Origin of the sequence: Lutimaribacter marinistellae (genome assembly GCF_042648365.1) — a bacterium.
In the GTDB taxonomy this organism is placed as follows: domain Bacteria; phylum Pseudomonadota; class Alphaproteobacteria; order Rhodobacterales; family Rhodobacteraceae; genus Lutimaribacter_A; species Lutimaribacter_A marinistellae.
Map to the genome: position 1 here is coordinate 583,817 of NZ_JBHRXI010000001.1, position 24,657 is coordinate 608,473.

A 24,657-nucleotide genomic window follows, 5' to 3' on the forward strand; every position below is an offset into this window, starting at 1 on the left:
CCAACCAACGGGAGAACCAGACCATGACCAAACCCACATTTACCCGGCGCGGGTTTCTCGGCACAAGTGCCGCGCTGTCCGCCCTGCTGGCCTCGGGCCTGCCTGCCATGGCTCAGGATGGCAGCCTGACCATCGCCTACAACGTCCCCGTGCAAAGCTGGGACCCCACAACCGGACCGTCGGCGGTGAACCCGACGCTTCAAGCGATCTACCTGTCCGTTTTCGACCGTTTCATCGGACAGAACCCCGATCTTTCCTTTACCGAGGGCCTGCTGACCGATTGGGGCTTTTCCGAGGACAAGAGCCAGATCACCATGACCGTCCGCGAAGGCGTCAAATGGCATAACGGCGCGGACCTGACGCCCGAAGACATCGTCTGGTCCCTGACGCGTGCGGGCGATCCCGCCACCGGTAACCCGATCCAGTTCGTCTGGGGCAAGATCGGCAACTACCAGATCGACGGCAACACGATCACCGCGGACGTCAAGGAATTCGAACCCGCGCTGTTCAAGTGGATGGCCTTCCTGACCGGTTATGTGCTGCCCAAGGATTATTATGAAGAGGTCGGCGCCGAAGGTTTCGAGAAGGCGCCGGTCGGTACCGGCCCCTACATGGTCGATGCGTTCGAACAGGGGGCCTTTGTCCGGCTCAAGGCATTCCCGGACTATTGGGGCGAAAAACCTCAGTTCGAAACGGTCACGATCAAATTCGTCACAGATGCAGCCTCGCGCGTGGCCGAGGTCGAGTCGGGCAATTCCGACATGACGCTCAACATCCCCTACGAAGAGTATGACCGCCTGACCGCCAAGGACGAGCTGTCTGGCACTGCGATTCCGATCACCGATATCGGCATGATCTTCCTCAACGATATCGACGTGATGACGGACAAGAACGTGCGCCTTGCCGCCCATCACGCAATCGACAAGCAACTCATTATCGACCGTCTGCTGCGCGGCTACGGCGTGCCGATCTCGACGCTGGATGCCCCGGGATACGCGGCCTATGACGAAAGCATCCAGGTGGCGCACGATCCGGAGAAGGCCAAGGAACTGCTGGCGGCGTCGGGCTACTCCACCGACAACCCGGTGAAATTCACCATCCAGACCACGCGCGGATTCAAGCCCAAGGATTACGAAATGATCCAGGCCATTGTCGGCATGTGGCGCAAGGTCGGAATCGAGGCCGAGATCGAGGTTTATGAAATCGCCAAGCATTTCGAGTTGCGCGCCGCCGACGAACTGGCGCCAGCAGCCTTCTACAACTGGGGCAACTCTATCGGCGACCCTTCGACTTCGACCGGGTTCGCCATGTTCGGACCCTCGCCGCACTCCGTGTGGGATGGCCAGGATCTGATCGAGATGATCGGGCCCCTGTTCGGTGAACCGGATGAAGAGAAACGTATCCAAGGTTATCGCGACGTTTCGCGGCACATTGCCGAGCAGGGCTATGTCATCCCCCTCCTGCAATACGTGATGCCGATCGTCCACCGCTCGGACCTTTCGGTCACACCCTACAGCTCGGGCGACCTGCTGCCGCAAGCCGTCGGCAACAGCTGATACGTCATAGCGCGGGCCGATCGACGGCCCGCGCCTTCCTGCACACGGGGGCATAATGCTGATCCGAACCATCCTTGCGCGGCTGTTGACCACTGCCGTCACACTTTTTGGTGTTGCCGTCGTCGTCTTCACTCTTGTCCGCGTCGCACCCGGAAACCCGATCGCGATGATGCTGCCCCCGGGCGCCACCGAGGAGGATATCGCCGCGCTCACCGCGCTCTACGGATTGGACAAGAGCCTGCCACAGCAATTCGTGATCTGGCTGGGCGGTGTCGTGCAGGGCGATTTCGGCACCTCGATCACCCTGCGCCAGCCGGTGGAGGAGCTGGTTCTGGGCCGTCTTCCCGCGACCCTCGAACTGTCCCTGATGGCATTGGTTATCGCCGTGGCCGCAGGAGGGCTGGCTGCGGTTCTGGGTGCCCGTCATCGCGGAACGGGAACCGAGGTCGGCCTCGATCTCGGCGCCGGGGCGGTTCTTTCGATCCCCGATTTTCTCTGGGGGCTGCTATTTGTCCTGCTGTTCGGCGTGTTCTGGCCCGTCCTGTCGATCTCGGGGCGCATCGATCCGCGGCTTGAATTCGACTTCACCACGAATTTCTACGTGATCGAAGGCCTCTTGCGAGGGCGGTTCGACGTGGTCGGATCGACCCTGTCGCATATGCTGATGCCTGCCATGTCACTCGCCTTGCCCCTGGCCGCGATGATCGCGCAATTGCTCAAGCAAAACCTCAAGGAGGCGCTGGTTCAGGATTACACGACGCTGGCCCGCGTGCGCGGCTTTTCCGAAACAGCCGTGATCCTGCGCGAGGCACTTCGTAACGCGGCCCTGCCGACACTCACCCTGGTGGGGGTACAGTTCACCTTCCTCATCGGTGGTACTGTCATCGTCGAACGCCTCTTCGCCTACGAGGGTCTCGGGAACATGGCCATCGATGCGGTGATCAACCGCGACCTGCCTCTTATCCAGGGAATCGTTCTGCTCTTTGCCGCTCTCTTCATCGCGATCAACCTGATCGTCGATCTGTCCTATACCCTCTTGAACCCGAGACTGCGCCATGGCTGATGCAACCGCCCTTCCCCGCGCGCGCCGATCGGGCGGCCGGAACCTTCGGCTCTGGCTGCCCCTCGGCTGGCTCGGCCTGCTTGCCCTTGCCGCGCTCTTTGCCCCGTTCATCGCCCCGCATGATCCGCTGGCGCAGGACCTCTTGATGGAGCGTCTGCCGCCCTTCTTTATAGCGGGAAGTGAACCCGGTTACTGGCTGGGAACAGACAGCCTTGGCCGCGACGTTCTATCTCGGATGATTTACGGTGCGCGGGTGGCGTTGTTCGTTGCCCTCATCGCTGCAACGATCACCTGCGTGTTCGGATCGATCCTCGGGTTGCTCGCCGGGTATTACGCCGGATGGTGGGACCGCGTGATCTCCCGCCTGATCGAGATCTGGATGGCCTTTCCCCCCGTCCTGTTCGCCGTGCTGCTCGTCGCCGTCATGGGCACGGGCCTTTTCTCGGTCATCGCGGCCATCGCCCTGATCGACTGGACCCGCTTTGCACGCGTCATCCGGGCGGAAACCATGGTTCAGTCCCGCATGGATTACGTCGACAGCGCCCGCATCGGCGGCGCCAACCGATTGACGACACTGATCGGAGAGATCCTGCCAAATGTCCTGCCTTCGATCATCGCGCTGCTCATGCTCGAAATGGGCATCGCCGTGATCGTCGAAGCGATACTGTCCTTCGTGAACCTCTCGATCTCGACCGACGACCCGACCTGGGGCTCGATGATCGCCGAAGGTCGCGGGGCGATCCATTTCGCCTGGTGGGTCCTCCTTTTCCCTCTCATCGCGCTTTTCCTCACCGTCCTGTCCTTTTCGACACTGGGCGAAGGGCTCAAGCAACGTTTCGACCCGGTGCTGCAATGACCAACCATCGCAATACACTCGACGTTGTGGACCTGACCATCGAACTCCCGAACGGGATGCGCCTTCTTCGCGATGTCTCTCTGACACTGGAACCTGGCGAAGTTCGCGCGCTGGTCGGCGAGAGCGGGGCGGGCAAATCCATGATCGGCAAGGCGGTTCTAGGTATCCTGCCCTCGGCGCTCTCCATCACACGTGGTGAAATCCTGATGGAGGGGCACAATCTCGGCTCCCTCTCCCTAGCCCGACGCCGCGCTACTGTTGCGGAAACCGCCGCTCTTATTCCGCAGGATCCGCTCACGGCACTCAACCCGGTTCGCAAGATCGGGCCACAGATCACCGACCCGCTGGTACGCATACGCGGTTGGTCGGCAGCACAGGCACGAGAGCGCGCGCTCGACCTTCTGGATCGCGTTCATATCCGCGCACCCGAACGCGTGATGAACAGTTACCCGCATGAACTCTCGGGCGGGATGCGCCAGCGCGTTCTCATCGCTGCGGCCTTTGCCCCCTCGCCCCGTTTGATCGTCGCGGACGAACCGACCACCGCGCTCGACGTGACGGTGCAGAAACAGATCCTGCGCCTGATCCGGGAGTTGCAACAGGAAACAGGTACGTCTGTCCTGTTCGTGACGCATGACATGGGCGTCGTCGCCAAGATCAGCCAGAAGGTGACTGTGCTGTTCGCCGGCAAGGTGATGGAGGATGCAGCGACGCGTGACATATTCACAAATCCCGGCCATCCTTACACGCGTGCCCTGATCGCCGCGACACCCAGCCATGCCGACCCCGATCGCAGCTTCTCGCCGGTGCCGGACAGCCTGATCGCCGATTTGCACCGCCAGATCGCGCTGGATGACAAACACGCTCAGGGGGTCCGCGCATGACCATGTTGGAGCCGCTGACCGCCATGACCACCGAAGCTCAACCCGCCCTCTTTTCCGTTCGGGACCTGCGGCTCAGCTTTCCGGACATGGCACATAAACCGCTGTTCGGCCCCGCCCCGAGGATCGAAGTCCTTAAAGGGATTTCGTTCGATATTCCCACCGGGCAGATCACCGGTATTGTAGGGGAAAGCGGGTCAGGCAAGTCCACCGCCGGGCGCGTTCTCGTTCGCCTGCTGGAACCCGACGCGGGAAAAGTGCTGCTTGACGACCGCGACATTGCACATCTGGGCGAAGAAGAGATCGCCCCTCTGCGCCGTGATTTGCAGATGATCTTTCAGGATCCAATGTCTTCGCTAAATCCGCGCCATACCGTCGGACGGATCATTGCGACGCCGATGAAACGCTATGGTCGCGGCGGAACGCGTGACGACGCCGCGGCCGCTCTGGTCAAGGTCGGATTGCCCGCCAATTTCGTCAGCAGGTTTCCGCATCAACTCTCCGGTGGGCAGCGCCAGCGCGTCGGGATCGCCCGCGCCATCGCGCTTGAACCGCGCTTCATCCTTGCTGATGAGATCGTGTCGGGCCTCGACGTTTCGTCACAGGCCCAGGTGCTGGAATTGCTCAAGACGCTGGCACGCGACATGGGGATCACTGTTGCCTTTATCAGCCATGATCTATCGGTCATCCGCCATCTCTGCGACAACGTCATCGTGCTCGACCATGGCAAGATCGTCGAACAGGGTCCCGTTCAGAAAGTGTTCGACCACCCCGCGTCACAGATCACACAAACCCTGTTGTCCGCGATACCGCGTCCGGAACTCGATGACAGCTGGTTCGATTGACCTGCGCGGCGTCCCCGGTAATTGGTTCTCGACCAGCACAGGGCGACGGGTCGGTGTCTCGTTACTCGACCTTCCCCAAGAGTGCATCCACTTGTGCACGAACGGTTTCACTTTGCGCAAGCAAAGCTTCTGCATCTGCCAGAGGTGTGCCGGGAAGGTTTTCTTCACCGGACAATTCGAGCGACAAGTCCACCACCTCGCCAAAAGCCCCTGCGTCATCAGGCGGCCCTTGCTCCCAAGCGTCCCCAAGCCAGAAGTAGCGCGCAGCGCCTTCTGAGTCACCTACGGACAAAAGCGTCTCCGCGGCTTCGAGATATGCGCCATTGCGGGCCAGGGCCATGCCTCGGATCTGCTGAGCGGCCTCATCATCGCGCCCCTGCAATTCAAGAAGCGCCCGGTGCGGACGACCAAGTTCAAGAACGGCCGCTGCAATGAGGTTCGCCCTCTCACGTCTTGAAGGTTGGTCCCGAGGCCTGTCAGCAAAGGCGAGCGCCTCTTTGGGAAACCCCAGCGACAACAGCCTGTCGGCGATCAGGCGGGATGTTTCCTCGCCAAGTCTTGCGAGATGTTTCGGCGCGATCTCCATTGCATGACGCAAAAAGGTGACATCATCGGAATTTTCCGACAACAGCGCAAAAACCCGGTCAAGCGTTATGGTGTCTTGATCCTCTCCCTGCCTTCGACCGAGAAGAAGGATCGCGCGGTCAAAGTCCTGATTGAGCGCAAGCGCCAAAACATGCGCCTTTTCGATCTCGGGACCGATACCCGATGTGCGGTACTCGCGCGCATAAGAGGCGGCGAGGTCCAGTTCCTTGTCGGACACACCTGATCTTTCTGTCCATCTTTTCTCTATCAGTTGAACGATTGCCTTAGCCGCTTCGATTTCTGCATCCGGTGCAAGAACGGCCGCCTGCAGCTCCATTTCCTCTGTTTCGGGCGCCTTTTCCAAGGCAGCCAGTTCCGCCTCCGCAAGATGGGTGGCGCTGTTTTCAGTGGTACCGGCGCGTTCGACAGAGCGCAGAATCCTTTTCGCAGAATCGATGTATCCGCCTCGCGTCAAGGCTGATGCAACGCTCGGGCCCAGATGGCCGCGCAGGTGGACCGGTAGTTCGGAAAACGCACGCTCAACCGCTGTTGCATTGGTCGTTTCCCCTGCTTCCTCGGATTCTAGAACCGACCAAAGCGCAGCCGGGCCATCGCAAACTTCCTGACCCGCAAAGACAGGGGACGTCTTTGACGGCGAGCCATCAATCACTCCGGCGACAGCCCACAGAACCGACGAACCGCCTGTCTCCGACACCAGCCGCAACTTGGTGCGTGCTTCGGCTCCAAATCCGAAATGGATGTACAGACGGGCCAGATCCTCGACAGCCGGTTCATCTATTCGGTCGAATTCACCAAAGAGCCTCGCGCGAGCCGAACCGATCTGTTCATCGAAACTCGTATCATCTCCCCAGTCTTTGACATTGAGGTCTTCCGCCGGAAAACAACGTGCCGTTTCGACGTCCTTCGTCAGTGCGCCGCGTATTCTGTCGAGATCGCGGTGCATCGCAGTTTCGATACGGATGTTCGCCTCGGGTTTAGCGCCTGTTAAAGAATCTCCTTCGGAAACCGTACTCGAAGGCCGGGGGCCGATGCGGGCCGGTTTGAGTTCAAGGATTTCCCCGTCCACCCCACCGAGAAGACGTTTTGCAAGACTGTCCTCTACCTCACGGTCAAAATCGGGCAGCACCAGCGGCATGTCGATCGAACCCGGCGTCTCGAAGACCACCGGCAGGTTAACCGTGGACGGACTACTACCGACCTCAACCGAGCTACTGATTTGCTTGGGCTGGATATCAACCACCAGCAGGGTCTTTCCTTCGACAAATGCCTTTGCTTGGCAATCGCACGCGAATGAGAGTTCGAGCGGTGCGCCCGGTTCAAGCTGGATCAACGCATTCAGGCGAGCCCTCGGGATCCTGCCAAAGACACTGCTGGTGTCGAATACAACCTCTTCGATCCCGATCCGCAATCGGGCGAGCCCTTCGCCGCCCTCCAGATCCCAATCCGTTCCTTCCGGGATACGAAAGGTCAGCCGGGTAAAGTCCGGATGCGCGCCGGATCGAACCGGAATGGTAAAGGCATAAGCAGTGCCGGCAAGAAACAGGAAAATCAGGGACAGAAAAATCGATCGCCTCATGCCGCGTCCTGTTTCAATTCCTTGAGCGCGCCTTCCAGCTCCGCGAAATCAGGGCGATTGTGGGTAGGGGTGTTTTGCCGTCCGACTTCGATGCACATTGCAGCGCTGTGATTGTGGAGGTTGGCGACGAGGACCTCCTTGATGAGTTGGTAGAAGTGATTGTCCTCCTCGACGACGTTCTTCAGCTTTGACGCGAAAGGACCCACCAGGCCATAAGCCAAGAATACGCCCAGAAATGTTCCAACCAGAGCTCCTCCGATCAATTTGCCCAGTATCTCCGGTGGCTGATCGATGGAGCCCATCGTTTTGATGACACCCAGAACCGCGGCCACGATGCCAAGGGCCGGCAACGCGTCTGCAACAGTCTGAAGCGCATGGCTTGAATGAAGCGCATGGTGAAAATTGCTCTCCATGCGCTTTTCGAGCACCTCTTCAACCTGGTGTGGATCGTCGTAATTCATCGAGGCAGAGCGCATTGTATCACAGATCAGGTCCACAGCTTCGCGATCGCCCTGGATCTTGGGATACTTCGAAAAAAGGGACGAGGCCGCCGGGTCCTCGATATGCTGCTCGACCTCTACTGGGTTGGTACGAGCGATCCGGATCAATGAGAATAGCAGGCACAAGAGATCTCGGTAGTCCTGGGGCTTCCATTTCGGACCCTTGAAGACTTTTGCCACGTCCCGGAGCGTGTGCTTGATGCCACCGGAGTCGTTACTGATCAAAAATGCCCCTGCAGCAGCTCCACCGATCATCATCAACTCGAACGGCAAAGACTTCAGAATGATCGTCATCTTGCCGCCTGCGGCGAGATAGCCGCCAAACACCATCACGAAGATAACGACGATGCCGATTAGTCCGATCATTTCTCTTCTCCGATCTTGGAGGAATTTTTCTAGTTCTTTGGCACTGATGCGTTGCGACCGGCGAGAATGACGCTGATCGTGTATGCCGCCTGTGGGCTGAGTCCTGCCATGACACCCGCTGCGCTTTCAGGTTGCATTCTACCAAGAAACCCTGCGGCGAATGCGGGATCCATTTCCTCGAAAAGGATCGCTGCCTCCTTGGGTTTCATGTTCTCGTAAACGTCCGTCAGCCGGACCAGATCGTCCTCGGCCGCGACCTGCGCCGTCGCAAGCGTTTCTCTCAGCGCAGTCTCGGCCTCGCGCAAGGCGGTCAGTTTGCGTTCCACGGCTCGATCCGCGATTTCAAGCGCCTTGAGCCGGTCGGTCAGGTTGCTTTCGCGATCGCGCAACTCGGCTTCGCGAGCCCGCAGCCTTTGGAGCAAAACGTGCATGTCCTCTCTGCCCGGATCGGCGCGGGTTGGCAGTTCGGTCGCCTCCGAACCCGCTTCGCGCGCGAAGGCCGGTCCGGACTCCAGCGCGACCCTTATTGCGGCGGACGAGATCATCAGCAAAGAAATCGCAAGCAATGTTCCGCTTCGGCTGGCTTTCGGGCGCGTCATCAGGCACCACCGGCCGCATTGCGTTCGTGGCGCACGAACATGACACCCGCGGGCGGACGGGCCTCGTCTTTCTTCGCCGGTGCGGGCTCGTTGTCTTCTGTCGACCTCTCAGGAACCACGTCATGCATCGACGCCATCATCAGCTCCAGTCGCTGCGCGACAGATTCGGCGCGCCCGGTGAGTGCATCGAGAGCATCGGTCGAGCTGTCGGAGGCCGAGCGTGCCACGGCAAGCGTTCGGTTCAGTTCTTCGACCTGCGAAGACAGAACGGCAACCGCCCCGCCAACGCCTTTTTCAAGGTCGTTGAACTTTTTCAGACGTCGGGAAAGAACCAGGCAGTAAAGCCCTGCCCCTAGTGCGCCCGCCGCCAAAAGTATGTCCGCCACCAATTCCAAGTCGGTCTCCCTAGTTCAGAACGAATTCCATCACGAGAATGTCGCGTACCCTGCCTTCGCCGAGGACAATGTTGATACGCCGCAGGATGTGTCCACGAAGCCTAGACAGGGCGAGCGGGTCGCGCAGATCCGTAACCTCGAGAGCGCGCAGGTAACCGTTGATCACGTCGACGATTCGCGGCTTCATGCGCTCCACTTCCTGCGCATGGGCGTCCTCGACCTCCAGTTGAGCATGAAAGCGCAAGTGCAAAAGCTCACCCGTATCGCCCAGTGAAACTATGATCGGGGAAAGATCGACGAATGTGACCTGCGGCAGAGCCGCGACGCCGGAATCGCCGCTGGGCGCACGCCCCACGTCGTGCTTCGAGGCACCTCCGCCGACATAGGGAAGGGCACCTGTCACGGCGGCATAATAGCCGATCCCAGCCCCGGCTATACCAAGGATGGCAGCCAGAATGACAGTCATCCTGCCTTTCTTGCCGACCGGCTCCTGAACCTCGACCGTCGCGTCCGTCATGGTGTCCTCTCCTTCTGCGAGACCAGTCATACCCCCCAGAAACTAACCGATTGTTAAGGCGCTTCGACCAAACAGAAGGAGCGCCCGGCAGAACGCCGGCGGGACGGAGGTTGAAGTGCAGCAGATCACGAACATCTGGGCGAATCTTGATTGGCGAAAAAGGATTATCGTTCTGGGGGCTACTCTCGCGGTCTTCGCAAGCCTTGTCGGCATGACGCGAATCGCGTCTTCCCCGTCGATGACACTTCTATATGCGGGGCTGGAACCAGGCGCTGCCGGAGAGATCGTGCGCGCGCTGGACGCTAAGGGCACGACGTACGAAGTGCGCGGCGGCTCGATCTACGTTCCCTCGATGGAGCGCGACGAACTCCGCATGACACTTGCGAGCGAAGGCATGCCCGCGAATGGCGGCAAAGGCTATGAGCTACTCGACTCACTCAGCGGATTCGGCACGACCTCGCAGATGTTCGATGCTGCTTACTGGCGCGCCAAGGAGGGCGAACTGGCCCGTACAATCGTCGCGAACCCGCATGTCGCGCAGGCCCGGGTGCATATCGCGAACAGCACGGCCAACCCGTTCCTGCGATCCGCGGACCCGACGGCATCCGTCTCTATCGTCCCAAGCGGCGGCTCCGTCACACCGGCGCAAGCCAACGCCATCCGGTATCTCGTGGCCTCTGCAGTCACCGGTTTGGAGGTCGAGAATGTCGCGGTGATCGATGCCACAGGGGCCGTGATCGGTTCGCCGGAGACAACCCCCGCGGCCAGCACGGCCGAGGATCGGGCGCAGCAATTGCGCGAACGCGTGCTCCGCCTTGTCGAGGCGCGCGTGGGCCGGGGCAACGCGGTTGTCGAGGTCAGCGTCGAAACCGTTACTGAAACGGAATCCATTCGCGAACGCCGAATCGATCCCAATGGAAGGGTGGCCATCAGCACTGATGTCGAGGAACGGTCCGACACTTCTCGTAACCAGTCCGCGGACGTCACGGTTGCCTCGAATCTACCGGATGGCGATGGCGCCACAGGCGATGAATCCAATTCGAGCACCAGCGAGACTCGTGAGCGCGTGAATTACGAGGTCTCTGAAACAGAGCTGGAGATTGTTCGGGTTCCCGGAGCGATCAAGCGTCTTTCGGTCGCGGTGCTCGTCGACGGGATTCGCGGAACCGACGAGGCTGGCGCGGCGACCATTGCCGAGCGTCCGGAAGGCGAGATGGAGGCCCTGCGCGAACTGGTCGAATCGGCCGTGGGCTTCGACGCCGCACGCGGTGACGTGATCACGTTGAAGTCGATGGACCTGCCCTCGGTCGCACCGCAAGGCACGGTGGCCAATGCCTCGGCCTGGCCCGATTTCTTGGCTGATCCGATGGCGATTCTTCAGATGGCGACCTTGGCCCTGGTTTCTCTGATCCTTGGATTTTTCGTCATACGCCCGGTTTTGATGCGCCCTGCGCCCGACACTTTGAGCTTGCCACCCGGTGATCCTGCAAACGGCGCAGATGTCACAGCCCCGCCCGTGCTCATGGGCGAAGTCCAGAACGAGGACGGCAGCTTTGGCACTGCCGGCGATGGGCAGCTGCCCGCCATCGCAGCAACTCCCAGCGAGGATGCCGTCGCACGGCTGCAAATGATGATAGGCGACAAGCAGGAAGAAACCGTCGAAATCCTGCGTAGTTGGCTTGAGGAACGAGAGGAGAAAGCGTGATGACCATCGCTCATCTCCTCCAGGATTTCGAAACGGACCCGCTGAACGCTGACAAGGTCCATCTCATGTCCGAAGAAGCGCTCGAGGAACATCGCCTCAAGGCTTTCGACCAAGGATACTCTGCCGGTTGGGACGATGCCGCGGCAGCGCAAGCCGACCAGAAAACGGATGTCGCCGCAGCACTTGCCCGCACTCTCGAAGACGCATCCTTCACCTACCAGGAAGCGCTCGCACAGCTCAGCGCGGCACTCGATCCCATGTTCAAGCGCCTTGTCGATACCGTCCTGCCTGGTGCTCTCAAGGACGGTTACGGCATGCACCTGGTCGAACAGTTACATGAGATGGCTCGCGGGCAAACCAGCCAACCGGCGCTGGTCGTCGTTCCCAATGGGGCAGGCGCAATCCTCAAGCCTCTGCTCGAACGCGAATTCGCAATGCCCGTTCAGATCGTCGAAGAGGCCTCCCTGCCCCCCGGGCAGGCCAGCCTTCGCATCGGCAATGCGGAGCGCGCCGTGGATTGCGATGCGCTGATGGCAGCGCTTGCAACGGCACTCGAGTCTTTCACCTACCACGCCAAGGAGGCCGCCCAGAATGTCTAAATCGACGAGCCGACCCGACACTCCGAACCCGTTCGAAGCCGTACCGATCGAAATCACCGTTTCGGTCGGGCGCGCAAGGCCACTCATCAAAGAGCTCGCCACCTTGGGCGAAAACGCGGTTCTCACTCTTGACCGCCGTGTCGAAGATCCGGTGGAGCTTTACGTCGGTGACCAATTGGTGGCCCGAGGCCAACTCGAAGAGATGGAAGGCGAGGCTGCGGGTCAACTCGCCGTTCGCCTTACCGAGGTTTCGAACGTGAAGACCGGCCTCGAATGAAACACGCAGGCCTGGTTCTCGCCATTCTGGCGATGACAATCGCAATTCCGGGTCAGGCCGTTGCGCAGGACGTTACGGTCAACCTTGGAGCGGACAGCTCGCTTTCGGGCCGTGCGATCCAGCTGATCCTGCTGATCACGGTTCTCAGCCTTGCGCCGGGCCTTGCGATCATGGTGACCTGTTTTCCATTTCTCGTGACCGTACTGGCAATTCTGCGCCAAGGGATCGGGCTTCAGCAATCGCCACCCAACATGCTGATCGTCAGCCTGGCGCTTTTCCTCACATATTTCGTGATGGAACCGGTCTTTACCCAGGCTTGGCAGACCGGCCTGCGCCCCTTGATCGACGAAGAAATGGCACTGGAACCGGCCTTGCGGTCTGCCATCGAACCATTCCGCAATTTCATGGCTTCAAGGGTAGATGCCGAAACCTTTGCCGCAATCGCCGCCTTGCGGCCCGACGGCATAGCAGTAAGCCCAGCTCCGGACGCGTCGCTTTCGGTCCTCGTACCTTCTTTCATGCTGTCCGAGATCGCTCGCGCCTTCCAGATCGGCTTTCTGGTATTCCTGCCGTTTCTTGTGATCGATCTCGTGGTCGCAGCGGTTCTCATGTCCATGGGTATGATGATGGTCCCGCCCGCGACGGTCGCGCTGCCTTTCAAGCTGGCATTTTTCGTCATCGCCGATGGTTGGACCCTGATCGCCTCGGCGCTCGTCCGCAGTTACCTGCCATAAGATCATCAATTGTGCCGAAGCTCCCGCGCTTGGTTGTTCCCTGATCCAGATCGCGATCGGTGTCGGCAGAACGGCCACGTTCCGAGCGACGTTGACGCCTGTCTTTGAACCTTGCCGGCGCTCGCACTCACGTCTCTACGCGCCTTATGGTTCCGCCCTTCAGAACGGCTCCATCCGCGACGGGAGAGCATCTCGGACAGGGGGCCGCGTTCACCCGGTATGCTTACGCCAGTGTCTCGGGATCAGTGCACGATGAACTCTGCGTGCAGGGCGCCGGCCGCCTTGATCGTTTTGAGAATGTCGATCATGTCGCGTGGCGAAACGCCCAAGGCATTCAAACCGGCAACTACTTCGGAAAGCGACGTGCTCTCGGGCAGCTCGGCCAGCCCTGTTCCCTCGTCCTCTTCGATCTGAGCGTTGGTGCGCGGAACGGCGACCGTCTGACCGTCCGAGAACGGGTTCGGTTGAACGACAATGGGCGCCTCTTCGACCCGCAAGGTCAGATTGCCCTGTGACACGGCGACGCGCGAGATCCGCACATCGTCGCCCATCACGATCGTACCCGACCGTTGATCGACCACGACCCTGGCCTTGCGCTCGGGCTCGACCAGGATGTTCTCGATCCGCCCGATGGCATGGGCCACCGACACCGACCGGGTCGCGGGTACATCCAACTCGATGGTTCCCGAGTCCCGCATTACGGCTACCGGGGCGTTAAATTCGGAGTTCACCGCTCGCTCGATGCGGCCTGCCGTGGTGAAATCAGGCTCTCGCAAGGCCAGACGAAGGCTGGTCAACGACCCGAGGTCAAAGGCGACCTCACGCTCGACCCGCGCACCCGAGGGGATCACGCCGGAGGTTGGTACGCCCCGCGTGACCGAGGCCGCATCACCTTCGGCAACGGTCCCGCCAGCCAGCACGGTGCCCTGCGCAACCGCGTAAATCTGACCATCGGCGGCATTGAGCGCCGTCATGATCAGAGTACCGCCGAGCAAGCTCTTGGAATCGCCGATTGCCGAGACCGTTACGTCGATCTGGCTTCCCACCCGGGCAAAAGGGGGCAAGGCGGCGGTGACTAACACGGCTGCCACGTTCTTGGGGCGGAACTGCTCTCCATCGACGTTTACGCCCAGACGCTCGAGCACGTTCGACATGATTTCTTCGGTGAAGGGCGTGTTGCGCAGGCCATCGCCCGTGCCGTTGAGGCCGACGACAAGGCCATATCCGACCAGATCGTTGCCACGCACCCCGTCAAAATCGACAAGATCCTTCAGTCGGATCGACCCGGCCTGAGATGTGACGGGCAGGAGGACAGCAATACAGAAAAGCAGGATACGGATCATTTCAGGTAATTCACCAATGATAATTGCGCATTCCGCACCGTTACAGAATACAAGGCATCAAGCTGCCCCTGGGCGGCCTGAAGCCGCGTCGCGGTATCATAAGGATCCGCGCCGATCAGTTCGTTCCGCGCGATTTCGAGGCTCGACCGCGCCGCCGCATTGCGGGCAGCCGCTTGACCGATACGATCCTGGGCCGCACCGACCTTGCCTTGCAGACCGATGACCTTGTCACCGGTATTGGCGAGGGCAACGCCCAATTCGCGGGCGAGGACGCCGCGTTGTTCCATCGACAGGCTCAGAGCGGGGTCATCGTTCAGCGCGGCTACCGCCGCCGCCATCAGCCCATCGCGCAAGGCAGGGTCCATTACCGTGAGATCCAGCGCAACCGTCTCGCGTTCGGAAACCTGCATTGCGGAAAGCGCCGTGTCGCTGCCGCCGTAAAGAGTCGCAAACCCGGCCGGATCCTGAAACCAATCCTGCGCCTTTTCGATTGCGTCTCGCGCCGATCCCGCGCCTTCGAGGGCTTCTTTGAGTCTGGCGAGCAGGATATCGGCCTGTGGCAAGGGCGTGCTGTCCGTTGCCACCCCCGCGAAAACGCTACGCCCGCCTACACGCGTGTTGAGCGACGAGATCATGTCCTCCAACGCACCACGCGCCTCGGTCGCAAGGATACCGTGTTGCCCCGCCATTCCCGCGGAATCGGCCTGTAGCAGGACCGTCGACAAACCGCTCGACCGATCGGCGACGCGGGTCAGACCCGCCTGCATCGCGTCTGCGAATAACCGGGCCTCGGTCCCAGAGATCCTGAACGCGTCGAGGCGCGACATGCCACGCTCGATATCGGTCACGTGAGAGTAGTCGCCTGCAAGATGCGCGGAAACATCGCTAACCCGGCCACTGCTCAACTCTTTCGAGAGACGTTCGACATCTGAGCGGATCTCGGCGCTGCGGGTCTTGAGCATCAGCCCGCGGGCGAGATCTCCGACGGAAGTCATGGTCATGTCATTAGATCCTCAGCAATTGATCCATCATGTCGTCGAGGGTTTCCAGCAAGCGCGCATTCGCGGCATAGACCTGCTCCACCCGCATCAGCGATTGCAGCTCTGTATCCGTATCGACGCCCTTTTCCATTTCGAGACGCTGCATCTCGACCGCCTCGCTGTTGGCTCGGGCCAGTTTCTGGTCTGCCTGATGTGCGCGTCCCCCCGAACGAGACATCACGGCGTTTGCAAGATCCGAGGCCGTCATAGCTCCGCTTCCCAGGACAAGGTCCGATTGCGCACGCGCATTTTCGAGCGCGGACACAAAGCCCTGCAACAGTCGGGCCTCGCCCGGCGGGCCGGGCGTTGTGGCGCCAAGCCCGTCGCGCAGTCGCCAACTCTGACCTGGCGACAGGACCTCTGACAGCGCGATCCGACTTGCGAGACCGGTGGTATCGCCATCGAAACGTTTGCCACCGTCCGTAAACATTCCGGCTGCGGCGGCGCCAAGGGTCGCATCTAGGCCAGGGGCCTGAAACCGTTCGACAAGGTCGCGCGCCATGGCGTCCAGATCGGCCTGCGCCTCGGCGCCCAGAACGTCACGGATGTCGAACTGCGCGGCGAGCGAGCCACCCGCCAGAGCCTTGGTGCCTATGGGCACCCCGTTGACAGCGACACCGCCGAGTGCGCCGTTTTCAAACGTCATGTGCGCCGTGACGAGGCCGGTTTCCCGGAACGTCACGTCGGCTGCCTTCCCGTCCAGCAGGATCGCGCCCCCATCGGTGTAGAGCGCAACTGCATCCCGGCCCCTCGGAACCTCGTTTACCGGGACGATCCTGTTTATCTCGTCGATCAGGGTCTGACGGCGATCCAAAAGGCTCGACACATCCTCACCGCTTGCCCGTAGTGCGGGGATCTTTCCGTTCGCAACCTCTACCTCCGTCAGCAGGCGCCCCAAGCTGTCGACCTGGCGCGCGATCTCACGGTCGGCATCAGTGCGCGCCTGCTGCACTTCGCGCGCCGCCATGTTGAGCGACGTGGCGAGGTCAGACGCCGAGGCAACCGCTGCATCCAGGCGGACGGCCGAACCGGGAAGGCTGGCTGCCTCGATGAGGCGCGACTCCAAGGCCGCAACGTGTCCGGCAAGCGAGGTTTCTTCTCCGACCGTGCCGCTTACCCGTTCCATCCGCGAATGAAAGCCGTCGATCGTCTTGGCATGGCCCAACACAGCCTCCGCCTCTCGCCGGTTGGCGATCAGCACCGGATCGGTATGCCTGCGGACCCCCGCAAATCCGACACCGCTACCAAGTGCGTCCCCAACCAGCTCGAGGCTTCGCCGCGCGTATCCCGGTGTCAGCGCGTTCGCGATATTGTCCGAAATCAGCGAGGATGTCCGGCTGGCGGCGGTCAGACCACTCAGGGCCGAATTGAAGGCAGTGGAAATGCTCATGCCGCACCTCTCATAGAATGATCATGACGACGTCAGCGTTTGATGTTCGTTGTTTCCTGCAGCATCTCGTCAACGGTCTGGATGACCTTGGCGCTGGAGGAATAGGCCCTTTGTGTCTGGATCATAGAGGTCAATTCCGTTGCCACGTCGGTGGTCGATTCCTCGCGTGCAAAGGACACCAGGTCACCTGTCGGACCGTCACCGGCATTCCACAGAAAGATCGGCCCGCTTTCCCGTGACGGCGCATAAGTCTGCTTGTCCAGCGGGGTCATTCCGTTCGGATTGGGAAGATCCACCAGAGGGACCTGGAAAATCCGCCGGCTGGCCCCCGTGTCAAAGAAAGCGTGAACATAGCCGTTTTCGTCGACCTCGACACGGGTCATGCTGCCCACCGCCGATCCGTCCTTTTCGATCGACACAGGCGCAAAGCGGTCGGAAAGCTGCGTCAGCCCACTTGGGTCGCCAAGCTGTCCAAGTCCGATTTCGATCGGTCCGCCCGCCGCCTCGACAACCACACTTCCAGTCGCAGGATCATAACTGCCGCCGCTGGTCATTGTGACCGAGGAAAGCGTCCCGCCACTGGCCCGATCATCGGTAAAGCTCAGCGTGTATTCTCCCACGACGGTGTCGCCTGACGCGGTATCGCGCAAGCGCATGGTCCACTGGTTGGATTCGCCTGAGGCAGGAATCGTCGGAACGAATTCGATCCGGATGCTTTCGGACTTGCCGAGGTTGTCGAAATACTCGACCGAGAGGTTCTGCACTTCCCCCTCCGAACCGGCCTCGGTCTGTGTCGCGGGAAGGTTGATGCCCAGTGCGATCCGGGTCGTGGGCGAACCCGAGAGTTGGTTGACCTTGAGCTCCACAGGTTCCAGCCCCTCCGCCGTGTCGCGCGGATAGGTCGGTATCGTGCCATCGGGCGCAGCTGGCCATCCCAGCAGGACGAGGCCCGATTCGGTCACCAGCCTGCCGACATCGTCGGTGCGAAACGATCCGGTCGTGGTCAGCCGCATCTGTGGCGCACCATTGTCGGCGTTCAGTTCGGGTACGGATGCCACGGGAAGCATCCCGCGCCCGCGAACCGCAAGATCGGTCGCGTTCGACGTAGTAACAAGTGAGCCGCGTTCGTCGATCATGCGCTGCGCGGTTGTACGCACACCGCCGGCGGCATACTTGCCCCCGTTGCCCGCGTTCACCACCGAGTGGAAATCGGTTTCGACCCTTTTGTAGCCGAACGTCGACGAGTTCGCGATGTTGTCCGAAATCGTCGCCAGCCGGCTGGCATTCGCGGTCAGCGCCGCCACACCGGCATTAAGCGAGGAAGAGATCGTCATTGGGCCGCCTTTCTGCTGCATCGGTCGGATCGTGATGCAACAGCTACCGTGCGCCCGCTTAACAGGCGGCTAACGGCGGCAAGATTCCCTCCTACCCTGCCGGTTTTCGTAAAAAGATGACCTCAACGCGGTTGTTTCTTGCTGCCATCGGGTTGCGATCGGCCAGTTCGCGGTCGGCGTGGCCGGTAACGCGGCGAACGCGACTTGAGTCGAGGCCCCTGGATTCGAGCAGCAAGCGCGTGCGCTCCGCCCTGCGGTTCGACAATTCCCACACCGGACTTTCGGCAAGAACGACGGGATGAGCCCGAATATGCCCTCCGACCGCCACCCAGTTCGTGACGATGTCGGCAGAGCGCGCGACCACGCGCGCCAGTTCCTTCATCAGATCGGTAGGCCGGTCGGAGCGTTCTTCGAACAAGGGGGCGTCCTCGGTCGCGAACAGCTCGACGATCAGCCCCTCGTCGGTTACGCGCGTCACGATATGGCGCAGCAGTTTGTCGCTGACCAGGCTTTCACCCCCGCGGCCCTGCAACAGCGCCTCGAGTTCGGTGAACTCCTCGTGCGGCGCTCGGTCACCGCCTTCGGCGTCGACGCCGGTCGAACCGCGCGATTGCCGCGCATCGGCCGGTCGCCAGTTGGTCGCGCCCGAACCGTTCATAACCATGGTCTCTTCCGAGAACATGCTGTCCCCGCCAAAGGCGCCATCGCCGCCGCCCGAAACCGGGTTGACCGGTACATCCGGCGAAAAGTAATCCGCCAGCCCCTTGCGTTGCTTCTCCGTCGTCGCGTTCAGCAGCCACATCAACATGAAGAAGGCCATCATGGCGGTGACGAAGTCGGCATAAGCGACCTTCCACGCGCCACCGTGATGGCCATCGCCACCCACGATTTTCTTCTTCTTGATGATGATCGGCGCCGCATTGGATTGCGCACCCATCTCCACCACTCCTAATCACCCGTGACCGGGATAGCAGTCGAGACGTTAAGGCGAGGATAACACCTAAAGCTTTCGCGATTTCCGCAACTCAGCCGGGATGGGCACCGGCCCGCGCACGCCGCAATATCAAAGACAACCGGTTGAAACTGTGCGCTATTCCCTGCGGGTCCTGTTTGCCGAAAAACGCATCCAGCTCTTCCCATACGCGGACGGCCTGGTCCAGCACAGGGTCCGACCCCTCGGAGTAGAGACCTGCCCGGATCATGACTTCGGACCGTTCGTAGCTGCCAAGCAATTTGCGCGTCTCGGCGATCATTTCGTTTTCCTGCGTTGTCGCGGCTTCGGGCAGCGACCGCGACACCGACCGGCTGACATCGACGGCAGGATAGCGCCCCCGCTCGGCGATTTCGCGGCTCAGAACGATATGCCCGTCCAGAACCCCGCGCAGGATATCGGCAACCGGCTCGTCCATGTCCGAGCCCGCCACCAGCACGCTGAAGACGCCGGTGATGTCGCCCTGGCCATCGGCCCCCGGCCCGGCCCGCTCGCACAGCCCGGTAATCAGTGGCGTCACCGAGGGTGGGTACCCGCGCAGCGCCGGAGCCTCGCCCATCGACGCCGCGATCTCGCGATGCGCCTCGGCAAAGCGCGTGATCGAATCGGCAAGAAACAGGACGTTCCTGCCGGCGTCGCGGAACCGTTCGGCAACGCTCATGGCGGCCAGCGCACACCGCCTGCGGGTCAAAGCAGACTGGTCCGAGGTGGCGGCGACCACGACCGAGCGCCGCCGCCCCTCGGGGCCAAGGGTCTTGTCCAGGAAATCGTTCACCTCGCGCCCCCGCTCACCGATCAGCGCGACAACGACGGCATCTGCCTCCATGCTGCTGGCGAGGGTGGCCAGCAAGCTGGATTTCCCGACACCGGACCCGGCGAACAGACCGACGCGCTGGCCCCGCACGATGGGCAGCACGGTGTTCAGAACCGCAAGCCCGGTTGCCATCCGCCCCCCCATGGACCGGCGCGATACGGCCGGTGGCGGCGAACTGAGGACATCGCATTCCTCTTCCCCGCGCAACAATGGGCGGCCATCCAGCGGCCGTCCAAACGGATCGACCACGCGGCCCAGCCAATGCAACCCGGGCGCAAAAACGGGCATTGGCTCCAGAACCACCTTGTTGCCCAGCGCAACGCCTTCGGGCGCGCTGTCAGGCAGCATGTGGACGATATCGCGCTCGACTTGCAGAACCTCGCCCGTCAGCTCTGTACCCCAGTTGCGAGACAGGATCAGGCGATCGCCAATCCGCGCCTGCTCGGCCAGCCCTGAAATCTCGACCGTTCCCCGCCCGATTCCAGCGACACGCCCGACATGCCGCACAAGGCTCAGGCTGTTCAGTTCGGCCGTCAGGCAGCGGGGATCGGGGGCAATCATGTCGAAATCTCCATCCATTTGCTGAAAACGGTTTCTAAAGGAATCGGGGTTAAGCCTTGATTGAAATCGCTCGAGGGAGAAGCCCCGATGTTCCAAGATATCAACGTGTTCAAGACTGCGTACGCCATGGCAACACATGCCGGAAAACGACAGGCGATCGTGGCGCAGAACATGGCAAATGCCGATACCCCCGGCTACCGGGGCCGAGATATCGAACCCTTCGCCGCAAGCTATGATCGCGACGCTCCTCGCACTGCCATGCGCGCGTCTCGCCCCGCCCATATCAACGGGATCGCGCAGGGCGGCACCGAATGGGCCGAGGTGGCGACACAAGGCGCGACCGACCCCAATGGCAACAGCGTTTCCCTCGAAGAAGAGATGCTCAAGGCGGTGGAGGTCAAAAGACAGCATGATCGCGCGCTTGCGATCTACAAGACGTCGCTCAACGTGCTGCGTGCCAGCCTCGGCAAGGTGTGACGGGCATGAGCGAGTTTGCCAAATCCCTGATCGTCACCGCCAGCGCGTTGCGCGCGCAGGCCGCGCGCCTGCGCCATGTCTCCGAGAACATTTCGAACGCCGACACCCCCGGCTACCGGCGCAAGCTCGTGCCCTTCGAAACGGTCTCCGACCGGGCGACCGGAACCGAGACCGTCGTGACCGGCCGCGTGCATCTCGACCGTACCGACTTGCCGCAGGTCTACGATCCCAGCCATCCCATGGCGGATGACAGCGGCCATTACGAGGGCTCGAACGTCGATCTGATGATCGAGATCGCGGACGCGCGCGAAGCGCAGCGCAGCTACGAGGCCAACCTCAAGATCTTCGACCAGGCACGGCAAATGTCATCCGGCCTGATGGAACTGCTCAAGAAATAAGGGACACCAGAATGGATATCCGAACGCTCTCCGCCGCGCAGAGCTATGCCTCCGCACGCCCGGCAACCCAGGCCGATCCAGCGCATGACGGTGCGGGCCAGATGCTGCGTGGTGCCGCGCAGGATTTCGCCGCGACCCTCGCGCATAGCGAACAACTCTCGCAAGCGGCGATGACCGGACGCGCCGATCCGCATGCCCTCGTCCAGGCCCTCGCCCAGACCGAGTTGGCGGTAGAGACCGCGATCACCGTGCGCAACAAGGTGGTCGAGGCCTACCAGGAAATCCTGCGCATGCCGGTCTGATGGCATGCTGAGCGAGGGTCTTTTCTACGATACCGTGCGCCAGACGCTCTGGATCGCGGTGATCACCTCGGTTCCGATCCTGACGGTCGCACTGGTCGCGGGTCTGGCCGTGGGCCTGTTCCAGGCGCTCACCTCGATCCAGGAAATGACCCTGACCTTCGTGCCCAAGCTTCTGGCCATCGTCCTAGTGTTCTGGATCTCGATGGGATTCATGACCCAGACGCTGGTCTCCTTCTTCACCACGACAATCGTACCGCTCATATCCGGAGGGTTCTGATGGAAACCGCAAGCTACGCCGCGCTGTCGCGTCAATCCGGCCTGATGCACGAGATCCGGTTGATCGCGAACAATATCGCGAACATGTCCACCTCGGGCTACCGGCAGGAGGGGCTGGTCTTCTCGGAATACATACAGGACAGCCGCAACCAGCCCTCGCTCTCGATGGGGCGGGCGCAGGTCAAGAACACCTCGCTGGAACAAGGAGTCCTGACCCAGACCGGTAGCAGCCTCGACTTCGCCATCGAGGGCGACGGGTTCTTCCTCATCGAGACCCAAGCGGGAGAGCGCCTGACCCGCGCGGGCAGCTTCGCCACCAACGCCGCCAGCGAACTGGTTAACATGGACGGCCACCGGGTTCTTGACGTCAACGGCGGTCCGATCTTCATCCCGCCCGACGCCGATGGCGTTCAGGTCGCGGCTGACGGCACGATCAGTGTCGAAGGGCGCCTGCTCACGCAGATCGGCCTCTATCAGCCAACGAACCCGAACGGGCTGCGCCGCGAGGGTGGCGTGATGTTCCGGGCCGAGGACGGGGTGGAGCCCACCGAGGGCGCAAGCATCCTGCAAGGTTTCGTCGAAGGCTCGAACGTCAGCGGCATCGAACAGGTCGCGCGGTTGGTCGAGATCCAGCGCGCCTACGAACTGGGGCAGAGCTTTCTCGAAGCCGAAGACGAACGCATCCGCAACGCCGTCAAATCCCTGATGCGATAAGGAGACAGGATCATGCGCGCCCTCAAGATCGCCGCCACCGGCATGACCGCACAACAGATGCGGGTCGAAACCATTTCCAACAACCTCGCGAACATGAACACCACCGGCTACAACGCGCGCCGGGCCGAATTCGCGGACCTGCATTACCAGCAGGCGACGCGTGCGGGTACCGTGAACGCCGCCGACGGAACCGTCCTGCCAACTGGCGTTCAGCTGGGCCTCGGCGTGCGGCCCTCGGCGGTCTCGGTTCACCTTGCGCAGGGTGCTCTGTCCGAAACCGACAACGATCTGGACCTTGCCATCGAAGGGCGCGGCTATCTCGAGGTCACGCTTCCCTCGGGTCAGCCCGCCTTTACCCGCGACGGTGCGCTCAAGCGCTCGGCAGAGGGGTTGATCGTCACGTCGGACGGTTATGCAGTGGCACCCGAAATCACGATCCCGGACGACGCCCGTTCGATCTCGATCAACGCCTCCGGCGAGGTCTATGCCTATTTCACCGACACCGCCGACGGGCAGCTTCTCGGCCAGTTCACGCTTGCCAGTTTCCCGAACGCCAAGGGGCTCGAAGCCTTGGGCGGCAACCTCTTTACGGAAACCGAGGCATCCGGCCCCCCCAATGCCGGCAATCCCGGTGAGGATGGGCTGGGCACGTTGCGACAAGGTTATCTCGAGGACAGTTCCGTCGACGCCGTGCGCGAGGTGACGGAACTGATCGAGGCGCAGCGCGGCTATGAAATGAATGCCAAGGTCATCTCGGCGGTCGACCAGATGATGGGCGCGACGACGCAGGTCCGCTGATGCTGCGCCTGTCCCTCGCCCTCCTGCTCGCCGCCTCGGGCGCTGTTGCCGACACCGTGGTACCGACGCGTACGATTCGCCCGAAAGAGATCATCGGCGCGGCGGACGTCACCGTGAAATCGGCCGAGCTTCCCGGCGCGTTCCGTCGCATCGATGCCGTGATCGGCCAGGAGGCGCGCGTGGCGCTTTATGCCGGGCGACCGATAAATCCGGGCGATATCGGCCCGCCCGCGCTCGTGGATCGCAACGATCTGGTCACGCTGGTCTATGACACCGGCCTGCTCACCATCTCGACCGATGGGCGCGCCCTGGGGCGCGGCGCCGTGGGCGAACTGATCCGCGTCATGAACCTGTCTTCCCGCAGCACCGTCAGCGGCCGCATCCGGTCAGACGGCTCAATCGAGGTCAATTGATGAACTCTTCAGTCAAACCGCTTCTTGCTTCTCTCGTTCTGCTGACGGCCTGCGGCCGCGGCGATCACCTCGGCAAACCGCCAAGCTTTACCCCGACCACCGACGGGTCCGAGCATGTCGCCATGCTCTGGCCCGGTCTGCCGATGCATACCCAACCGCAGCGAACGGTCGACCAGGCATCGCTCTGGAGTGGCGGGCAAAGCTCTCTTCTGGGCGATCAGCGCGCGATGAAGAAAGGCGACATCCTCACCGTGGTGATCGAGATCGACGAGAGCGCCGAGATATCGAACGACACCGACCGCTCGCGCAGCGGATCGGAAAGCCTCGGCCTGCCGCATCTTTTCGGTCTGCCGCAGCGCGCCGATGTCAAACTGCCCGAGGGCGCCTCGATGGCGAATGCCGTCTCGATCGACTCGACCAGTTCCAGCGCCGGCCGCGGCTCGGTCAAACGCGAGGAAAAGCTGGAGCTGCGCGTTGCCGCCACGGTTGTCGACGTTCTGCCGAACGGCGTTCTGTCGATCTCTGGCACGCAGGAGCTTCGGGTGAATTTCGAACTGCGCGAATTGCTGGTAACCGGCTACGTCCGGCCCGAGGACATCTCGCGCCGCAACGAGATCACCTATGACAAGATCGCCTCGGCGCGGGTGTCCTACGGTGGGCGCGGCCAGATCACCGACGTTCAGCAACCGCGCTACGGCCAGCAGGTGCTCGACACGGTCCTGCCGTTCTGA

At 61.7% G+C, this 24,657-nt stretch carries 28 protein-coding genes; 17 read left to right on the plus strand and 11 right to left on the minus strand.

The window, feature by feature from the left end; translation table 11 throughout:
* The first annotated feature begins 23 nt into the window (after window positions 1–23).
* From ACFORG_RS02625 to ACFORG_RS02645, 5 genes are read left to right on the plus strand one after another with little or no spacing between them, the layout of a single operon-like run.
* Window positions 24–1,556, plus strand: a complete 1,533-nt coding sequence (locus ACFORG_RS02625; protein ID WP_386733816.1) for an ABC transporter substrate-binding protein — start codon at window positions 24–26, stop codon at window positions 1,554–1,556.
* A 55-nt stretch (window positions 1,557–1,611) separates the two neighbouring features.
* A complete protein-coding gene (locus ACFORG_RS02630; RefSeq protein ID WP_386733817.1) occupies window positions 1,612–2,619 on the plus strand; it encodes an ABC transporter permease in 1,008 nt (335 codons plus the stop codon).
* Entirely contained in the window at window positions 2,612–3,475 is an 864-nt protein-coding gene (locus ACFORG_RS02635; protein ID WP_386733818.1) for an ABC transporter permease, read from the plus strand. Before ACFORG_RS02630 ends, ACFORG_RS02635 begins: the two co-directional genes overlap by 8 nt.
* Window positions 3,472–4,359: an ABC transporter ATP-binding protein gene (locus tag ACFORG_RS02640; protein ID WP_386733819.1), complete on the plus strand. Its 888-nt coding sequence runs from the start codon at window positions 3,472–3,474 to the stop codon at window positions 4,357–4,359. The genes ACFORG_RS02635 and ACFORG_RS02640 overlap by 4 nt, the downstream gene beginning before the upstream one ends.
* The gene (locus tag ACFORG_RS02645) at window positions 4,356–5,201 is read left to right on the plus strand and encodes an ABC transporter ATP-binding protein (protein WP_386733820.1); all 846 of its coding nucleotides are present in this window, start codon (window positions 4,356–4,358) and stop codon (window positions 5,199–5,201) included. The genes ACFORG_RS02640 and ACFORG_RS02645 overlap by 4 nt, the downstream gene beginning before the upstream one ends.
* 61 nt (window positions 5,202–5,262) lie before the next feature.
* Here the strand turns inward: ACFORG_RS02645 and ACFORG_RS02650 are convergent, their stop codons facing one another.
* Genes ACFORG_RS02650 through ACFORG_RS02670 form a run of 5 tightly spaced genes read right to left on the minus strand, consistent with a single transcriptional unit; the run spans window position 5,263 to window position 9,760 of the window.
* Window positions 5,263–7,383 (minus strand): hypothetical protein, encoded by a 2,121-nt coding sequence (locus ACFORG_RS02650; protein WP_386733821.1) that lies wholly within the window; start codon window positions 7,381–7,383, stop codon window positions 5,263–5,265.
* The gene (gene motA, locus ACFORG_RS02655; RefSeq protein WP_386733822.1) at window positions 7,380–8,249 is read right to left on the minus strand and encodes a flagellar motor stator protein MotA; all 870 of its coding nucleotides are present in this window, start codon (window positions 8,247–8,249) and stop codon (window positions 7,380–7,382) included. Before motA ends, ACFORG_RS02650 begins: the two co-directional genes overlap by 4 nt.
* 29 nt (window positions 8,250–8,278) lie before the next feature.
* Complete coding sequence (locus tag ACFORG_RS02660; protein ID WP_386733823.1) at window positions 8,279–8,848, minus strand: MotE family protein; 570 nt, start codon at window positions 8,846–8,848, stop codon at window positions 8,279–8,281.
* Window positions 8,848–9,243, minus strand: a complete 396-nt coding sequence (locus tag ACFORG_RS02665; protein WP_386733824.1) for a hypothetical protein — start codon at window positions 9,241–9,243, stop codon at window positions 8,848–8,850. The genes ACFORG_RS02660 and ACFORG_RS02665 overlap by 1 nt, the downstream gene beginning before the upstream one ends.
* Before the next feature lie 10 nt (window positions 9,244–9,253).
* Complete coding sequence (locus tag ACFORG_RS02670) at window positions 9,254–9,760, minus strand: flagellar basal body-associated FliL family protein (RefSeq protein ID WP_386733825.1); 507 nt, start codon at window positions 9,758–9,760, stop codon at window positions 9,254–9,256.
* A gap of 115 nt (window positions 9,761–9,875) precedes the next feature.
* Here ACFORG_RS02670 and fliF point away from each other — a divergent pair, with 115 nt between their 5' ends.
* Genes fliF through fliP form a run of 4 tightly spaced genes read left to right on the plus strand, consistent with a single transcriptional unit; the run spans window position 9,876 to window position 13,075 of the window.
* Window positions 9,876–11,465: a flagellar basal-body MS-ring/collar protein FliF gene (gene fliF / locus ACFORG_RS02675; protein WP_386733826.1), complete on the plus strand. Its 1,590-nt coding sequence runs from the start codon at window positions 9,876–9,878 to the stop codon at window positions 11,463–11,465.
* A complete protein-coding gene (locus ACFORG_RS02680) occupies window positions 11,465–12,064 on the plus strand; it encodes an ABC transporter ATP-binding protein (RefSeq protein WP_386733827.1) in 600 nt (199 codons plus the stop codon). Before fliF ends, ACFORG_RS02680 begins: the two co-directional genes overlap by 1 nt.
* Window positions 12,057–12,341, plus strand: a complete 285-nt coding sequence (locus ACFORG_RS02685) for a FliM/FliN family flagellar motor switch protein (protein WP_386733828.1) — start codon at window positions 12,057–12,059, stop codon at window positions 12,339–12,341. Before ACFORG_RS02680 ends, ACFORG_RS02685 begins: the two co-directional genes overlap by 8 nt.
* Window positions 12,338–13,075, plus strand: a complete 738-nt coding sequence (fliP, locus tag ACFORG_RS02690) for a flagellar type III secretion system pore protein FliP (RefSeq protein ID WP_386733829.1) — start codon at window positions 12,338–12,340, stop codon at window positions 13,073–13,075. Before ACFORG_RS02685 ends, fliP begins: the two co-directional genes overlap by 4 nt.
* Window positions 13,076–13,317: 242 nt before the next feature.
* On the opposite strand, the gene ACFORG_RS02695 is transcribed toward fliP, so the two are convergent.
* The 6 genes from ACFORG_RS02695 to ACFORG_RS02720 form a co-directional block, all read right to left on the minus strand.
* Window positions 13,318–14,418: a flagellar basal body P-ring protein FlgI gene (locus tag ACFORG_RS02695; RefSeq protein WP_386733830.1), complete on the minus strand. Its 1,101-nt coding sequence runs from the start codon at window positions 14,416–14,418 to the stop codon at window positions 13,318–13,320.
* Window positions 14,415–15,419 carry a flagellin gene (locus ACFORG_RS02700; RefSeq protein WP_386733831.1) on the minus strand — a complete coding sequence of 335 codons (1,005 nt, stop codon included), beginning with the start codon at window positions 15,417–15,419 and terminating at the stop codon, window positions 14,415–14,417. Before ACFORG_RS02700 ends, ACFORG_RS02695 begins: the two co-directional genes overlap by 4 nt.
* Before the next feature lie 4 nt (window positions 15,420–15,423).
* Window positions 15,424–16,848 carry a flagellar hook-associated protein FlgK gene (gene flgK / locus ACFORG_RS02705; RefSeq protein WP_386733832.1) on the minus strand — a complete coding sequence of 475 codons (1,425 nt, stop codon included), beginning with the start codon at window positions 16,846–16,848 and terminating at the stop codon, window positions 15,424–15,426.
* Between the two features lie 32 nt (window positions 16,849–16,880).
* Entirely contained in the window at window positions 16,881–18,182 is a 1,302-nt protein-coding gene (locus ACFORG_RS02710; RefSeq protein WP_386733833.1) for a flagellar hook protein FlgE, read from the minus strand.
* Window positions 18,183–18,273: 91 nt separating this feature from the next.
* Complete coding sequence (locus ACFORG_RS02715; protein ID WP_386733834.1) at window positions 18,274–19,119, minus strand: flagellar motor protein MotB; 846 nt, start codon at window positions 19,117–19,119, stop codon at window positions 18,274–18,276.
* An 88-nt stretch (window positions 19,120–19,207) separates the two neighbouring features.
* Window positions 19,208–20,548, minus strand: a complete 1,341-nt coding sequence (locus tag ACFORG_RS02720; RefSeq protein ID WP_386733835.1) for a FliI/YscN family ATPase — start codon at window positions 20,546–20,548, stop codon at window positions 19,208–19,210.
* 87 nt (window positions 20,549–20,635) lie between these two features.
* Between ACFORG_RS02720 and ACFORG_RS02725 the strand changes: the two genes are divergently transcribed.
* Genes ACFORG_RS02725 through flgH form a run of 8 tightly spaced genes read left to right on the plus strand, consistent with a single transcriptional unit; the run spans window position 20,636 to window position 24,657 of the window.
* A complete protein-coding gene (locus ACFORG_RS02725; protein WP_386733836.1) occupies window positions 20,636–21,025 on the plus strand; it encodes a FlgB family protein in 390 nt (129 codons plus the stop codon).
* Between the two features lie 5 nt (window positions 21,026–21,030).
* Window positions 21,031–21,423 (plus strand): flagellar basal body rod protein FlgC, encoded by a 393-nt coding sequence (gene flgC / locus ACFORG_RS02730; RefSeq protein WP_386733837.1) that lies wholly within the window; start codon window positions 21,031–21,033, stop codon window positions 21,421–21,423.
* An 11-nt stretch (window positions 21,424–21,434) separates the two neighbouring features.
* Complete coding sequence (fliE, locus tag ACFORG_RS02735) at window positions 21,435–21,725, plus strand: flagellar hook-basal body complex protein FliE (protein ID WP_386733838.1); 291 nt, start codon at window positions 21,435–21,437, stop codon at window positions 21,723–21,725.
* A 4-nt stretch (window positions 21,726–21,729) separates the two neighbouring features.
* Window positions 21,730–22,002, plus strand: a complete 273-nt coding sequence (locus ACFORG_RS02740; RefSeq protein ID WP_386733839.1) for a flagellar biosynthetic protein FliQ — start codon at window positions 21,730–21,732, stop codon at window positions 22,000–22,002.
* Window positions 22,002–22,715: a flagellar hook-basal body complex protein gene (locus ACFORG_RS02745; RefSeq protein ID WP_386733840.1), complete on the plus strand. Its 714-nt coding sequence runs from the start codon at window positions 22,002–22,004 to the stop codon at window positions 22,713–22,715. Before ACFORG_RS02740 ends, ACFORG_RS02745 begins: the two co-directional genes overlap by 1 nt.
* A gap of 12 nt (window positions 22,716–22,727) precedes the next feature.
* Complete coding sequence (gene flgG / locus ACFORG_RS02750) at window positions 22,728–23,513, plus strand: flagellar basal-body rod protein FlgG (protein ID WP_386733841.1); 786 nt, start codon at window positions 22,728–22,730, stop codon at window positions 23,511–23,513.
* On the plus strand, window positions 23,513–23,926 hold the full coding sequence (gene flgA, locus ACFORG_RS02755; RefSeq protein ID WP_386733842.1) for a flagellar basal body P-ring formation chaperone FlgA: 414 nt from the start codon (window positions 23,513–23,515) through the stop codon (window positions 23,924–23,926). Before flgG ends, flgA begins: the two co-directional genes overlap by 1 nt.
* On the plus strand, window positions 23,926–24,657 hold the full coding sequence (gene flgH, locus ACFORG_RS02760) for a flagellar basal body L-ring protein FlgH (RefSeq protein WP_386733843.1): 732 nt from the start codon (window positions 23,926–23,928) through the stop codon (window positions 24,655–24,657). Before flgA ends, flgH begins: the two co-directional genes overlap by 1 nt.